Here is a 15,260-nt window from a genome sequence, read left to right on the forward strand (position 1 = left end):
CCGCGGCGCCCGCCAAAGCGTGCAGTGTACCGCGCCCTTGCGGGGCCATCAGCCTTCGGGCAGCTGGCGCAGGTCTTCGCGCAGGGCCCGCACCAGGTGCTGCAGCCGCCTGTCGCGGATGCCCGCGATCTGCAGCGCGCGGGCGGTCTCCAGCACGTAGTCGGTGCACGGCCCGTAGCCGCCGGCCGCGCGGCGGATGATGGCAAGCTGCTCGTCCAGCGGCAGTTCGCCCACGTAGCCCGGTCCATCGCGGTTCATCACGAAGACCAGGGCGCGCACCGCGTCCCGGTCGGTGGCGCAGTTCAGCCAGCGCGGCAGGTACGAGCCGGTGGTCATCTCGCGCACCCACAGCTTGGGCAGGATCTTGTCCACCGCCTCGGTTGGCAGCCGGTAGACCACGCCGCGGCAGGAGCCGCCGCGGTCCAGCCCGAACACCAGGCCGGGGCAGTCGGGCGTGCCGCGATGCTCGCGCGACCACAGGCACAGCGCGCGGTGGTAGCCATGCAGCGTAGCCAGGCGGCGTTCGGCGAACTCGAAGTCGGGCCGCCAGATCAGCGAGCCGTAGCCGAACACCCAGACCGGATCGCCGGCCGGGATCTGCGCGATGGCCGCCTGCAGCGAGGCTTGCCGCTGCGCGTCGGTCCAAAGGGGAATCTCGGGGTGGGGGCGGACGGTGGCGGCGGGCTTATTCACGGTGATCGGGGCGGGGCGCGAAGGCGAGCTTCCTGGTGCGCCAGGCGCTCGAGAGCAGGATGAGGGAATAGGCCCAGAACAGCGGCGCCAGGCCGACGGCCGCGCCCAGCGCGCCAAAGGCCATGGGCACCGACATCTGGGTGGTATTGATCAGCGCCATCCGGATGCCGGCGGCCTCGGCGGCGCGGCCCGGGGGCGAATGCTGGTGCAGCAGGGCGAGCAGGCTGGGCTGGCACGAGCCCAGCGCCAGGCCGAGCAGGAACGACATCGCCATCAGCATGGCGACCGTATCGAAAAGCGGGTAGAGCAGGAAGCTGGCCGAGGCCATGAACATGGCCACGGTTACCAGCTTCCAGGGCGCCAGATAGCGCTGGATGACCGGCAGCAGCAGGCGCACCACGAAGGTCGCCGCCGCAAAGCAGGACAGCACCACGCCGATGGTGGTGGCCGACAGGCCGATGGACACGCCAAAAATGGGCACGATGAACAGGTGCGTGTCCCAGGCGCCCGAGAGCGTCATGTTGGCCAGCAGCACCCGGCGCAGCGGGGCGATCGCCACCAGGTCGCGTACGCGGGGCGGCGCAAGCGTGGGCGATCCCGGCAGCGGCGGGGGCGGCCGGGCCAGGCGCCGGCGCAGCAGGTGCACGCCCCACAGCGAAAGCAGCGGCGGCAGCGCCAGCAGCCCGAAGGCGTAGCGGTAGCCCAGGTGATCGATGGCCAGGCCGGTGAGCAATGGGCCGCCGAAGCCCGATACGGCCTGCATCAGCGAGAGCAGCGAGAAATTGCGCAGGCGCTGCCCCGCTTCGGCATTGCCCAGGTGGTTCTGGGTGGCGACCTGGCACATCATGAAGCCGGTGCCGACCAGGACGGCGGCCAGCAGCAGGGCCGGGCGGCTGTTCCAGGCACAGGGCAGGGCGCAGCCCGCGAAGGTCATGGCCGCGCCCACCTTCATGGGCCGGCGCACGCCGATCGCGTCGATCAGCCGGCCGGCGCGCACCGACAGCAGCATGGGCAGCACGGCGAACAGGGCCATCGCCATGCCCACCATGAAAGTGGACAGTCCCAGGGCAATGGCTGTCAGCGCCACGGCGATGCGCCCGCCGGTCAGCGCCATGTGGTTGCCCATGTTCATGGTGCAAAGCGCAAGCGCCTCTCCCTGCGGGAGCAGGGATGGAAAGCGGCGATGGTGGGGGGTGGGCTTGGACACGGCGCTGGGTAATCCCTTATTTTGGGCCGGGTTTTCCGTCTTGTCGAGGCAGCGGTGCCCGCCGCGATGGCAAACCTTGAATTTGTTGGATATTATTTGCAACAAATTTACAAGCCCTCGCGGCAGGGAGTGGATCCGGTGAACAAGGAAAATGGCTTGGCGCTGGCCCTGGACAGCGCCACGGGCCTGATTCGGGCCAGCTATACGGCCGTCCAGGGCGAGCAAGGGGAACAGCCGCCGCTGCCGGGGCTGGACGAGGTGCTGGCGGCCTGCGCCGAGCAGGGCTGGCCGGCCGAGGCCATCGACGAGACGGCTGTGCGGGATTTCCTGTCGGCCTGCCGCGGCGGCCAGGCCGCCGAAGGCATGCGTATCGGCGAAATCCGCGACGGCCGGTTCGACCTGGAGATCTCGGCCGACGCCATGAGCGCCTACCTGAGCATCGAGCCGCCACAGGGCGGCGCGCCGGTCGGCATCGAACAGGTGCGCCAGCGGCTGACCGAGCTGGAAATCTACTATGGCGTGGACGAACAGGCGCTGCACGAGGCGGTGGCCGCGCGCCAGTGCACCGCCGTGCTGGTCGCCTCGGGCGATCCCCCGCAGCCGGGCGCCGCGACCCGCTTCGAAAGCCTGCTGCCCAGCCTGCGCCAGCGCCAGCGCGCCGGCGAGGCCGAATCCGGGCGGGTCGACTATCGCGACCTGGGCAATCTGCTGGTGGTGACCGCGGGCACGCCGCTGATGCGGCGCATCCCCGCGCAGCAGGGCCGCGAGGGCCGCAACCTGCACGGCGATCCGCTGCCGCCCGCGGCCGTGCCCGACCTGCCGTTCCGGCCCGGCCTGAGCGGCGTGGAGATTTCCGAGGACGATCCCTGCGTGCTGCTGGCCGCCCGCGCCGGCGTGCCGCGCGAACTCGGGCAGGGCGTGTGCGTCGACCCCGTGCTGGAAGTCGAGTCGGTCGACCTGGCCACCGGCAACGTGGATTTCGACGGCACGCTCAAGGTGCGCGGCGACATCAAGGCGGGCATGTCGGTGAAGGTGGCCGGCGATATCGTCGTCAATGGCACCATCGAGGCCGCCCATATCGTGGCCGGCGGCAACATCACGGTGCGCGGCGGCGTCATCGGCGGCGGCGAGACGCTGGTGCTGGATACCGGGCCGGAACAGGGCGCCAACACCCGCGCGGCCTACTTGCGCTGCGAGGGCAATCTCGAGGCGCGCTTCCTGGACAATGCGGTGGTCAGCGCCGGCGGCGCCGTGCGCGTGCAAGGCGAGATCCGCCAGAGCGACATCGCCGCCGGCGACAGCATCGTGGCCGGCGGCGAAGGCAACGAGCAAGGCGCCATCCTGGGCGGGCGGTGCCGCGCGCTGCGCAAGATCAGCGCCGCCACGGTGGGCTCGCTCTCCAATCTGCCCACCGCCATCCAGGTGGGCGTCAATCCCCATGCGGCCGCGCGCCGTGCCGAGATCGCCCGCGAACGCGCGGCGGTGCGCGAAGAGCGCGCCAAGCTGGAAAAGCTGCTGGCCTTCTTCAAGGCCAATCCCGAGAAAGGCGCCAACGGCGTGGCCGACCGCGTGCGCGTTACCTATGCCGCCACCGAGGGCCGCCTGCAGGAGCTGGACGCGCGCGACGAGGCGCTCACGGCCGAGATCAGCCAGATGCGCAGCGCCGTCATCCAGGCCACGCGCCGGTTTTGCGGCGGCGTCCAGCTGCAGGTCGGGTCGCGGTCGCTGGGGCTGATCGAGAACCATCCCGGCGGGCAGGCCAGGCTGGAAGAGGACGCGGTGGTGATCCGGTAAGCTGCCCGGCCGCCAAGCCGCCGGGCCGCCGGGCCGGCCGCGCCGGCCGTCAAGCCGGCGTCCCGCGGCCTGGCCTAGGACGGCTTCCCGGCAGCCGCCCCGGCGCGCCGGCCGCGCGGCACCCACCGCCAGAACACCCCGGCCGCCACCAGGCCCAGCGCGCCGATCACCATGGCGCCCGCGGCCAGCGAGGCCAGCGCGCTGACCGCCGACAGCAGCAGCGGCCCGCCGCTGGTGCCGACGTCGGACATCAGCCGCCAGATCCCCAGGAACTGGGTGCGCTGGTGCGCCGGCGCCGAATCGGCGCCCAGCGTCATCACGATGCCCGAGCCGATGCCGTTGCCGAAACCCAGCACCAGCGACACCAGCACGAAGGCGCCCATGCTGGACGTAAACGGAATGCCGATCAGCGACAGGCCCATGAGCAGCGTGCAGGGCACGGCTACCCAGATGCGGCCGCGCTGGTCCATCACCTTGCCCGCCGGATAGAACACCGCCATGTCGATGGCCGCCACCAGGCCGTAGATCAGCGAGGTGGTGGCCGCGTCGATGCCCAGGTGCTCGGCCCATAGCGGCACCACCACCTGGCGGGACGAACGCAGGACGCCGACCAGCAGCACGCCCACGCCCAGGGTCATGAAGGTGCGGACGTTCTCGCGCGCCACCTTGCGCATCTGCGGCCGCGGCACGTCCTTGGCCGATTCCTTGCCGCTGGACAGGTCGGGCCAGCGCAGCACCACCCAGGCCGAGGCGGCCATGGCCGCGATGGCGATCCAGTAGGCGCCGGCCAGGCCCATCAGGTGGATCAGGCCGGCGCCGGCGAAGGGGCCGACGAACACGCCGACCCGCGTCATGCCGCCCAGCGTGGACAGCGCCCGCGCGCGCAGCGACAGGGGCACGGCTTCGACCAGGTACACCTGCCGCGCCAGCATGAATACCGAGCTGGCCACGCCCACGATCAGCATGCCCAGGGCCAGCATCCAGACCTGCGTGGCCAGCACCGCCAGCAGCAGGCCGGCCATGCTGACCACGGCCGCGCCGGCGATGGCCTTGCGTTCGCCGTAGCGGGCGGTCAGCATCGCCGCGGGGATGTTGCTCAGCAGCGAGCCGCCGCCGATCAGCGCCGCCACCACGCCGGCCATGGCCACGGAGGCGCCCAGGTCGCGCGCCGACAGCGCGACCACGGGCAGGATGGCCCCCTTGCTCAGCCCGTCGAGCAGCGAGGGGCCGAAGGCGGGGATGGCGATTTTTTTCCAGCTGAAGGATGCGTCGGTCATGGGCAAGGCGCCCGGCGGGCGCCTGGAGATGCGGGATGGGACGAGTTCGCGCAGGCGTGCAAGCCCGGTGGACGGGCCGGCCGCGCGGGCGAGGGCAAGTCGGAAATTCTACGTCGGGATGGGAAACGGGAAGCTGAACGCGCCCTGAACCGGCCGGCCCCCCCGGGGGGCAGCAAGCCGTAAGGCGCAGCGTGGGGGCTTTTTTGCCGCCGGGCCGCCCCAAGGCAAAAAGCGGCCCCCCCGGGGGGCAGCAAGCCGTAAGGCGCAGCGTGGGGGCTTTTTTGCTACCCTTGGGGTCGATCCCAGCTACGCCAGGTTGCCGTTCCGTGCCGTTTCCATCGTCCAGCGCCGCGCTCAGCACTTCATCCCCGGCCCGCGCCGCCGCGACAGTCCCGCGTTTCTTTCCGCTTTTCCTGCCGCGGGCCGGCCGCGGGCTGGCCCTCGCGCTGGCGCTGGCCGTGCTGGCCGCCTGCGGCTCCACGCCCAAGGTCGAGCCCGGCCAATACCGCGTGGTCCGCGGCGATACCCTGACCAAGATCGCCCGCCAGCATGGCCAGAGCGTCAGCGCGTTGATGCGCATGAACAACCTGAGCGACCCCAATCGCATCGAGGTCGGGCAGGTGCTGCGCGTGCGGCCGGCGGCCACCGCGGGTGCGGCCGGCACGGCCCCGCCCGCGCCCGCCGCTTCGGCCGGCACGAGCGCGGCGGTCGCCGGCAGGCGCGTGGGGCCGGCGCCGGCCCGTTCGATTTCCATGGTGTGGCCCGCCGAAGGCCGGCTGGTGCGCGGCTTCAACGGGACGAGTTCGCGCGGCCTGGTGATCGCCAACAGCGCCGGCACCCCCGTCAGGGCGGCGGCCGCCGGTACCGTCGCCTATGTCGGCAATGGCCTGCGCGGCTACGGCAACATGGTCATCGTGCGCCACGACTCGGCCTACCTGTCGGTCTACGCGCACAACCGCAGCATCAGCGTCAAGGAAGGCCAGCGCGTGACCAGCGGCCAGACCATCGCCCAGATGGGCGACAGCGATGCGCCCGCCGTGCAGCTGTATTTCGAGGTGCGCTACGACGGCAAGTCGGTCGATCCGATCCGCTTCCTGCCCAAGCGCTAGAAGACCGGCCGGGCATGGGAAAATACCCGCCATGTCCGATTCCACGCTTCCGTTCCCGGCTGTTCCGGCCCGCCCCGCGGCCGGCAGCCCCTTGGCCGATGCGCCCGCCGCCGATGCCCCGGCAGCCGATGCCCCGGCAGCCGATGCCTGCTCCGCGCAGGCCTGCTCCGCCGACCTCGAACGCCGCTTCGGCGGCCTGGCGCGTCTGTACGGGCCAGGCGCGCCCGAGCGCCTGCGTGCTGCCCGCATCGCCGTGGTGGGCCTGGGCGGCGTGGGCTCCTGGACGGCCGAGGCGCTCGCACGCTGCGGCGTGGGCCGCCTGGCGCTGATAGACCTGGACCACATCGCCGAGTCCAACATCAACCGCCAGGTGCATGCCTTGTCGGCCACCCTGGGCCAGGCCAAGGTGCAGGCCATGGCCGAACGCATCGCCGGCATCCATCCGGCTTGCCGGGTGGCCTGCGTGGACGACTTCCTGACGCCGGGCAATGCGGCGCAACTGCTGGACCCGTCGCTGGACATGGTGATCGACTGCACCGACCAGGCGGCCGCCAAGGTCGCCATGATCCTGCTGGCGCGCCAGCGCCGCCAGCCGCTGGTGGTGTGCGGCGGCGCCGGCGGCAAGACCGATGCGCTGGCCCTGCGTGCCGGCGACCTGTCCGAGAGCACCCACGATGCCTTGCTGGCGCGGCTGCGCAACATCCTGCGCAAGCAGCACGGCTACCCCAAGCCGGCTGCGGCCAAGGCCGGCAAGCCCGGCCGCGTGCCCCGCATGGGCGTGCGCGTGCTGTGGGTCGAGCAGCCGGCCATCCTGCCCAGCGTGTGGACGGCCGGGATCCAGGCCGACGATGCCGCGCCGCAGGGCCTGTCCTGCGCCGGCTACGGTTCGGTGGTGACGGTAACGGCCGCCATGGGCCTGGCCGCGGCCAACATGGCCTTGCGGCAGGTGCTGGCGCAGGATTAGGGCCGGCTGCCGCCAAGCTCCGCCCTGTGGGGAGCGGGCAGCAGGCTCTCGTCAGTCCAGTCCCCGGGCCTTGAGCCAGTCGCGCATCTGGGCGATCTCGGCTTGCTGCGCCCGGATCACGTCCTCGGCAAGCCGGCGGATCCCCGGGTCCTTGCCGTGGGCCAGGACGATGCGCGCCATGTCGACGGCGCCTTCGTGGTGCGGAATCATGGCGCGTACGAAATCGACGTCGGCATCTCCCGTGTACGCCACCGCCATGTCCCGGTGCATTCTTGCATTGGCCGCCTCGAAGGCCCGGGTGGATGGCGATGCCTGGGCCGCCTGGCCGGACGGGACGCCGCCGTCATGGTTGCCGTGATCCCCGTGTCCGCCGTGCGCATCCTGGGCGGCGCCGGCTGCGCCTGCGCCCAGCAGCAACAGGGCCATGGCCGGCCCGGCCATCCATTTTCCTACGTGCATGTCGTTCTCCTTGTTTGCATGGGCCGCGCAAGCCCGGGCACAGCCGCGCCCCGCTTGCGCGCGGCGCGACCCCGCCGCGCCGGACACGACTATGCACCTTCCCATGCTGGCAAGGTCAAGCCCGGGGTTACGTCGAACCAGCCGCGCAGCCCGTTGGACAGCCGCAGCCCCCGGGCCCGCGCCAGGTCGGCGCGCGTCAGCACGGCTTCGCGCACCAGCCCGGCAGCCAGCAGCGCCTCGCGCTGCACGCCCGGCAGCAGGCCGCTGGATACGGGCGGCGTGAGCCACGCGCCGTCGCGCAGCAGGTGCACGTTGCTGCGCGAGCCTTCGCACAGCTCGCCGCGCTCGTTCAGGAACAGCACGTCGAAGTGATCGGGATGGGCCGCCAGCCAGGCGGCGGCGGCCTGGTACCAGGGCCGGTGGGTGGTCTTGTGGCGCAGCAGCGGCTCTTGCGAGGACAGCGGCAGGGGCGCCAGGGCAAGCTTCGGGCCGGCCGGCAAGGCGGGCAGGGGGCCTGTCTCCAGCGTGCAGGCGCCCCGCTCATCGCACAGCAGCCGCAGCCGGTGCGCCTGGCCCCGGGGCAGCCGCGCGGCGTGCCCCAGCAGCCTGTCGCGCAGATCCGCCTGCGGCGGCGCGTAGCCCAGCGCCCGCGCCGAACGCGCCAGCCGCGCCAGATGTCCATCCAGCAGCGGCAAGGCGCCGTCGGCCTGCACCCGCATCGTCTCGATCAGGCGCGCGCCGGCCGGGGGCGTCAACGCGTCAGCACGCGGGACTTCCATTCGCATTCCTCCCATTCGAGCGCGGGGTCCGAATCGGCCACGATGCCGCCGCCGGCATGGTAGGTGCCGCTGTCCGGCGTGGACAGGACCAGCGTGCGGATCGCCACGTTCAGCGAAAAATCGCCATCCGGCGCCAGCCAGCCTATGCTGCCGCAATATAGTCCGCGCGGCTGCGGCTCGAGCTCGCGGATGCGGCGCATGGCCGCGATCTTGGGCGCGCCCGTGACCGAGCCGCAAGGAAACAGGGCGCGCAGGATCTCGCCCAGCCCGGCGCCGGGCGCCTCGGCCTCGATGGTGGAGGTCAGCGTCCAGACGCTGGCGTAGCGTTCCAGCTCGAACAGGCCGCGCACCCGCACCGACCCGGGCCGCGCCACCCGTCCCAGGTCGTTGCGCAGCAGGTCCACGATCATGAGGTTCTCGGCCCGGTTCTTTTCGCTGGCCTGCAATGCCCGGGCCGAGGCGGCGTCCTGTTCCGGGTCGGCGTGGCGCGGCGCCGTGCCTTTCATGGGGCGCGTGCGCAGCAGGCTGCCTTGGCGCGCCAGGAACAGCTCGGGCGAGAAAGACAGCACCGTGCGGCCGGCGTCCTCGATGTAGGCCGCATGGGCCGAGGGGTGCCGGCTGGCCAGTTGGGCGTACAGCTCGGGCGCCGGGCCCTGCACCGTGACGTCCAGCGGCATGGTGTAGTTGACCTGGTAGAGCTCGCCGGCGGCGATCCATTCGGCGATGCGGCGCACGTTGGCGCGATAGGTGTCGGGCGCCACGCGGGCCCGCACCGAAGCCACCTGCGGCGGCGGATACAGGTCGGGCGCGGGCCAGGGCGTCTCTTCGGTGTGGCGGCGGTAGACCAGGGCGGTCAGGCGCGGCTTGCCGTCGGACGGGAGGCTGGCGGGGGGCGCCGCGCCGGCCGGCGTGCCGCCGGGCAGCAGCACGCCCGGCTCCAGCCATTCTCCCAGCTCGTAGTCCAGCAGCAGCGCCACCCAATGGCCGGCGCGCCGTGCGGCGTCGATGCGCGCCAGCGCCGCGTCCACCTCGCTGGCGGCGCAGGCGGTGATGCGCTCGTGCAGGTCGTGCAGGACGATGGCGCGCCCGGCCTCGCGGTCCTCGAAACGGCACAGGCTCATCGCGGCAGGCCTCCCATCAGGCCCCCTCAAGAAAGGGCTTGAGCACCGCGCCGGTATGCGACTGCGCATGCAGGGCCGCCACCTCTTCGGGCGTGCCTTGGGCCACCAGCCTGCCGCCGCCCGTGCCGCCTTCGGGCCCCAGGTCCAGCAGCCAGTCGGCTTCGGCGATCACGTCCAGGTTGTGCTCGATCACCACTACCGTATTGCCCGCCTCGACCAGCCGGTGCAGCACATGGATGAGTTTCTCGACGTCGGCCATGGACAGGCCCACCGTAGGCTCGTCCAGCACGTACAGCGTGTGCGGCGCGCGCGAGGCCCGGCCCGTGGTGATGATCCCTTCGGCCAGGCGCGCCTTGGCCAGTTCGGTGACCAGCTTGATGCGCTGCGCCTCGCCGCCCGACAGCGTGGGAGAGGGCTGGCCCAGCGTCAGGTAGCCCAGGCCCACGTCCTGCATCAGCTGCAGGGGCCGTTGCACCTTGGGGTGCGCCGCGAAATAGCCGATGGCGTCGTCCACCTCCATGGCCAGCACCTCGCCGGCATGCTTGCCGCGCATCTGCACGCTCAGCGTGTCGTGGTTGAAGCGTGCGCCGTTGCAGGCGTCGCAAGGCACCTTCACGTCGGGCAGGAAGTTCATTTCGATGGTGCGCATGCCTTGGCCCTCGCATACCGGGCAGCGGCCGTCGCCGGTATTGAAGGAAAAGCGCGCCGCGGTCCAGCCGCGCATGCGCGCCTCGCGCGTGTCGGCGAACTGCTTGCGCACTTCGTCCCAGAAGCCCACGTAGGTGGCCGGGCAGGAGCGCGGCGTCTTGCCAATGGGCGTCTGGTCGACCTCCAGCACGCGGTCCAGGACTTCCCAGCCGGTGATGGCCTCGCAGCCGCGCCAGGCCGGCGCATTGCCCTGGCCCACCGCGGCCAGCAGGTTCTCCAGCATCACTTCGCGCGCCAGCGTGGACTTGCCCGAGCCCGACACGCCGGTGACCACCGACAGCCTGCCGATGGGAAAGCGCGCATCGACCTTGCGCAGGTTGTGCAATTGCGCGCCCTGTACGCGCAGGAAGGCGGTGTCCGGCCCGATGGGCCGGCGCGGCTGCAGCGGATGCCTGAGCGGCTGCGCCAGGTAGCGGCCGGTGACCGATGCCTTGGACGCCATCAGCGCGGGCAGCGGTCCTTGCGCCACCACCTGGCCGCCGCGCACGCCGGCGCCCGGGCCGATGTCGATGATGTGCGAGGCGCGCCGGATGGTGTCGTCGTCATGCTCGACCACCACCAGCGTGTTGCCGTTGCCTTCGAGCTTGCCCAGCGCATCGAGCAGGATGCGGTTGTCGCGCGGATGCAGGCCGATGGTGGGCTCGTCCAGCACGTAGCACACGCCCTGCATGTTCGAGCCCAGCTGCGCGGCCAGCCGGATGCGCTGCGCCTCGCCGCCCGAGAGCGTGGGCGCGGCGCGGTCCAGCGCCAGGTAGTTCAGCCCCACCTCGCGCATGAAGCCCAGGCGGCTGCGGATCTCGGCCAGGATGTCGCGCGCGATCTCGGCCTCGCGCCCGCGCATCACCAGGCCGGTGAAGAAGCCGTGGGCCTCGTCCACCGACATGGCGGCCAGGTCGGCGATGGAGCGGTCGCGCCAGCGCACGGCCAGCGATACACGGTTCAGCCGCTTGCCGTGGCAGGCCGGGCACACGCGCGCCTGGCCGGGCTGTGCGTCGGCCCAGCCGGCTTCCTCGCCGCTTTGCTCGGCGTCGAAGCCGGGCATCACCAGGCCGGTGCCGTAGCAGGTCGGGCACCAGCCATGCTTGGAGTTGTAGGAGAACATGCGCGGATCGAGTTCCGGGAAACTCGCGCCGCTGACCGGGCAGGTGCGCTTGGTGGAAAAGTGCAGTTGCTCCAGCGAAGGGGACAGCGTTTCGCGCAGCGCCCCCAGCGGCCACACCACCGACATCGCGCCCTGGCCCAGCTCCAGTGCGCGCCGGACCGCGTCGCGCAGCGGCGTCTCGTCGGCGGGGTCCACCCGCAGGTCGGCCACCGGCAGCTCGATGGTGTGCTCCTTGTAGCGGTCCAGCCGCGGCCAGGGCGAGACCGGCGTGAAGACGCCATCGACCCGCAGGTGCGTATAGCCCTTGCTGCCGGCCCACTTGGCCAGGTCGGTGTAGTAGCCCTTGCGCGCGGTGACCAGCGGGGCCAGCAGGCCGATGTGCTGGCCCGCATGCTCGCGCAGGATGCGCGCCACGATCTGATCGGGCGTCTGCGACTGCACCGGCACGTTGTGGTCGGGCGAATACTGCACGCCCAGCTTCACGTAGAGCAGCCGCAGGAAGTGGTGGATCTCGGTCATGGTGGCGACCGTGGATTTCAGCCCGCCGCGGCTGGTGCGCTGCGCGATGGCCACCGTGGGCGGGATGCCGAAGATGGCGTCCACGTCGGGCTTGCCGGCCGGCTGCACGATGGCGCGGGCATAGGCGTTGAGCGATTCGAGGTAGCGCCGCTGGCCTTCGTTGAAAAGGATGTCGAAGGCCAGCGTGGACTTGCCCGAGCCCGAGACGCCGGTGATGACGGTGAACTTTTCGCGCGGGATTTCCACGCTGATGTTCTTCAGGTTGTGCTCGCGCGCATTGCGGATCTCGATGGCGTGCGCCAGCGCCGCGCGCCTTGCCGTATGGGCCAGCGCCAGCTCGGTTTCGGTGGCGTAGGCGGTCTCGGGCTCGCGCAGCGCGGGCGCCTGCTGCGGCTGCGCCGGCAGGATGTCGGTGTCGTAGTCGCGCAGCGCCGCGCCGGTAAACGAACGCGGATTGGCCATCAGATCCTGGGGCGTGCCCACGCCCACGACCTCGCCGCCGGCATCGCCGCCGTCCGGCCCCAGGTCGATCAGCCAGTCGGCCGCGCGGATCACGTCCAGGTTGTGCTCGATCACCAGCAGGGTGTGGCCGGCGGCCAGCAGCTTGCGGAAGGCGCGCATCAGCCGCGCCACGTCGTCGAAATGCAGGCCGGTGGTCGGCTCGTCGAACAGGAATAGCGTGCCTTTTTTGGCCAGCCTGGCCCCCGCCGCGCCGCTGCGCACGGCCTCGGCCAGGTGGCCGGCCAGCTTGAGCCGCTGCGCCTCGCCGCCCGACAGGGTGGGCACCGGCTGGCCCAGCTGCACGTATTCCAGCCCCACGTCGGCCAACGGGGCCAGGCCGGTCTGCACGTCGCGCAGGCCCTTGAAGAAATCCATGGCCTCGCTGACCGTCATGGCCAGCACCTCGTCCACCGAGGCGCTGCGGCCCAGGTGCTCGACGCGCACCTCGCGGATCTCGGGGCGGAAGCGCTTGCCGTCGCAGTCGGGGCAGCGCAGGTAGACGTCGGACAGGAACTGCATCTCGACGTGTTCGAAGCCGGTGCCGCCGCAGGTCGGGCAGCGCCCGTCGCCGCTGTTGAAGCTGAAGGTGCCGGCCGTGTAGCCGCGCTCGCGCGAGAGCGGCGCCTGGGCGAACAGCTTGCGGATGGCCTCGAAGGCGCCCACGTAGCTGGCCGGATTCGAGCGCGCGGTCTTGCCCACCGGGGCCTGATCCACCATGACCACGTCGGCGATGCGCTCGGCGCCCAGCACCCGGTCGTGCTCGCCCGGCGCGTCGGTGGGCTTGCCCTGCAGCTTGCGCAGCGCCGGATAGAGCACGTCCTGCACCAGCGTGGACTTGCCCGAGCCCGATACGCCGGTCAGGCACACCAGCCGGCCCAGCGGGATCTCGACCGAGACGTTCTTGAGATTGTGCGCGCGCGCGCCTTCCAGGACCAGCCGCGGCGTGCTGGCCGCCACCGGCTGCGGCCGGGGCGCCTCGACACGCTTGCGCGCGCCCAGGTAGTCGCCGGTCAGGGTGGGCGCGCCGCGCATCTGCGCGGGCGTGCCGTCGAACACGATCCGCCCGCCGCGCTCGCCCGGCCCCGGGCCGATGTCGATGATGCGGTCGGCCGCCACCATGACCTGCGGATCGTGCTCGACCACCACCAGCGTGTTGCCCGCGTCGCGCAGGCGGTGCATGACCTCGACGATGCGGTGCATGTCGCGCGGATGCAGGCCGATGGAGGGTTCGTCCAGCACGAACAGCGTATTGACCAGCGAGGTGCCCAGGGCCGTGGTCAGGTTGATGCGCTGGACTTCGCCGCCGGACAGCGTGCGGCTTTGCCGGTCCAGCGTCAGGTAGCCCAGGCCCACGTCGCACAGGAACTTCAGGCGCGCCCGCACTTCGGTCATGAGCAGGTCGGCGGCCGCGTCCAGCACGCCCTCGAACTTCAGGGTCTCGAAGAACTGCTGCACCCGCTCGATGGGCAGCAGCATCAGGTCGTGCAGGGTCAGCCCGGGCAACCCGTACAGCTGATCTTCGCTCCAGCCGGCGTGCACCGGCTTGAAGCGGCGGTAGCGGCCATCCTCGCGCGGCAGGGCCTGATCGGCCTCGCGCGCCTCGCCCACGCGCCACAGCAGCGCGTCGGGCTTGAGGCGCGAGCCCTTGCAGGCCGGGCAGGGCGTATAGCTGCGGTACTTGGACAGCAGCACCCGCACGTGCATCTTGTAGGCCCGGGACTCCAGCCAGTCGAAAAAGCGCTGCACCCCGTACCACTGGGTCTTCCAGGCCTGGTTGCCGCCTTTCCAGGCGGGGTCGCCGTACAGCACCCATTCGCGCTCTTCGGGGCGCAGGTCTTTCCAGGGCACGCCCAGGCGCACGCCGGCGCCCGGGGCGTACTTCTGCAGGTCGTCCTGGCATTCCTTGTAGCTGGCCGTCTGCCAAGGCTTGATCGCGCCCTCGCGCAGTGTCTTGGTTTCGTCCGGCACCACCAGGCCGAAGTCGATGCCGATCACCCGGCCGAAGCCGCGGCAGCTTTCGCAGGCGCCCAGCGGCGAGTTGAACGAGAAGGTGCTGGGCAGCGGGTCCGAGTATTCGATGTTGCAGTCGGCGCAATGCAGACGGTTGCTGTAGCGCCAGCATTGCGCTTCGTTGCCCTGGTCGTCCAGCGCGCGCACGGCGATATGGCCGCCGCCCATCTTCAGGGCCGCATCCAGGGCTTCCATGATGCGGCCGGCCTCGGCGGAGCCGTGGCGGAAACGGTCCTGCACCACGTTCAGCACGCGCGTGCCGGGCGTGCCGGCGGGTGCGGCCTTGGCCTTGCCCTTGCCCTTGGCAGGCCCGCCCGGCGCGGCCTTGCCCGGCGCCGTGCCGGCCTCCTCGCTGTGCACCCGGGTGTAGCCCTGGCCTTCGAGAAAGCCGCGCACTTCCTCCTCGGTGAAGTTGGCCGGCACGTTCACGGCAAAGGTGACCACCAGCCGCGGGTCGCCGGCGGCCGCCGCGCGCCGGGCGATGGAGGCGGCGATGGTGTCGGGCGTGTCGCGCTGCACCCGCTGCCCGCAGCCGCGGCAGTACAGCCGTCCCGCCCGGGCGAACAGCAGCTTCAGGTGGTCGTTCAGCTCGGTCATGGTGCCGACCGTGCTGCGCGAGCTGCGCACCGGGTTGGTCTGGTCGATGGCGATGGCCGGCAGGATGCCCTCGATCCTGTCGACCTGCGGCTTGTCCATGCGGTCCAGGAACTGGCGCGCATAGGGCGAGAAGGTCTCGACGTAGCGGCGTTGCCCCTCGGCATAGAGCGTGTCGAAGGCCAGCGAGCTCTTGCCCGAGCCGGAGACCCCGGTAATGACGATCAGCTGGTTGGTGTCGAGGGTGAGATCGAGGTGCTTGAGGTTGTTCTGGCGCGCGCCAGTGATGCGGATCTGCGAGGTCATGGGCTATCGTAGCGTGGGGCGGGGACGGCCGCCACAAGACGGGCCGGGCTCGCGATTGCTGGATCGATATCCAGTATATCGTTTTCCCGCAAGGGGCCGCCGTGTTCGCCGGCCGCG

Annotated in this window: 10 protein-coding genes; 3 read left to right on the forward strand and 7 right to left on the reverse strand. The window is 71.4% G+C overall.

All coding sequences use genetic code 11. From position 1 onward, the window contains the following. Window positions 1–48: 48 nt before the first annotated feature. Together V8Z80_RS14755 and V8Z80_RS14760 are read right to left on the reverse strand one after the other, a co-directional pair. Window positions 49–693 (reverse strand): gamma-glutamylcyclotransferase, encoded by a 645-nt coding sequence (locus tag V8Z80_RS14755; RefSeq protein WP_336062524.1) that lies wholly within the window; start codon window positions 691–693, stop codon window positions 49–51. Further along, window positions 686–1,819: an MFS transporter gene (locus V8Z80_RS14760; RefSeq protein WP_155193004.1), complete on the reverse strand. Its 1,134-nt coding sequence runs from the start codon at window positions 1,817–1,819 to the stop codon at window positions 686–688. Before V8Z80_RS14760 ends, V8Z80_RS14755 begins: the two co-directional genes overlap by 8 nt. Window positions 1,820–2,038: 219 nt before the next feature. Here V8Z80_RS14760 and V8Z80_RS14765 point away from each other — a divergent pair, with 219 nt between their 5' ends. Then, window positions 2,039–3,694: a DUF342 domain-containing protein gene (locus V8Z80_RS14765; RefSeq protein ID WP_336062526.1), complete on the forward strand. Its 1,656-nt coding sequence runs from the start codon at window positions 2,039–2,041 to the stop codon at window positions 3,692–3,694. Between the two features lie 74 nt (window positions 3,695–3,768). On the opposite strand, the gene V8Z80_RS14770 is transcribed toward V8Z80_RS14765, so the two are convergent. Next, a complete protein-coding gene (locus V8Z80_RS14770; RefSeq protein ID WP_442951984.1) occupies window positions 3,769–4,971 on the reverse strand; it encodes an MFS transporter in 1,203 nt (400 codons plus the stop codon). Window positions 4,972–5,297: 326 nt separating this feature from the next. Between V8Z80_RS14770 and V8Z80_RS14775 the strand changes: the two genes are divergently transcribed. Next, entirely contained in the window at window positions 5,298–6,080 is a 783-nt protein-coding gene (locus V8Z80_RS14775) for a peptidoglycan DD-metalloendopeptidase family protein (RefSeq protein WP_442951985.1), read from the forward strand. A 31-nt stretch (window positions 6,081–6,111) separates the two neighbouring features. Further along, on the forward strand, window positions 6,112–7,044 hold the full coding sequence (locus V8Z80_RS14780; protein ID WP_336062528.1) for a tRNA threonylcarbamoyladenosine dehydratase: 933 nt from the start codon (window positions 6,112–6,114) through the stop codon (window positions 7,042–7,044). Between the two features lie 51 nt (window positions 7,045–7,095). On the opposite strand, the gene copM is transcribed toward V8Z80_RS14780, so the two are convergent. The 4 genes from copM to uvrA form a co-directional block, all read right to left on the reverse strand. Further along, entirely contained in the window at window positions 7,096–7,503 is a 408-nt protein-coding gene (gene copM / locus V8Z80_RS14785; protein ID WP_336062529.1) for a CopM family metallochaperone, read from the reverse strand. 89 nt (window positions 7,504–7,592) lie between these two features. Continuing rightward, entirely contained in the window at window positions 7,593–8,282 is a 690-nt protein-coding gene (locus tag V8Z80_RS14790) for an aminotransferase class IV (RefSeq protein WP_336062530.1), read from the reverse strand. Next, a complete protein-coding gene (locus V8Z80_RS14795; protein WP_336062531.1) occupies window positions 8,255–9,403 on the reverse strand; it encodes an aminodeoxychorismate synthase component I in 1,149 nt (382 codons plus the stop codon). Before V8Z80_RS14795 ends, V8Z80_RS14790 begins: the two co-directional genes overlap by 28 nt. Window positions 9,404–9,419: 16 nt before the next feature. Continuing rightward, on the reverse strand, window positions 9,420–15,143 hold the full coding sequence (gene uvrA / locus V8Z80_RS14800) for an excinuclease ABC subunit UvrA (protein WP_336062532.1): 5,724 nt from the start codon (window positions 15,141–15,143) through the stop codon (window positions 9,420–9,422). Between the last annotated feature and the right edge of the window lie 117 nt (window positions 15,144–15,260).

Origin of the sequence: Orrella sp. JC864 (assembly GCF_037026685.1) — a bacterium.
Taxonomy (GTDB): Bacteria; Pseudomonadota; Gammaproteobacteria; order Burkholderiales; family Burkholderiaceae_B; genus Orrella.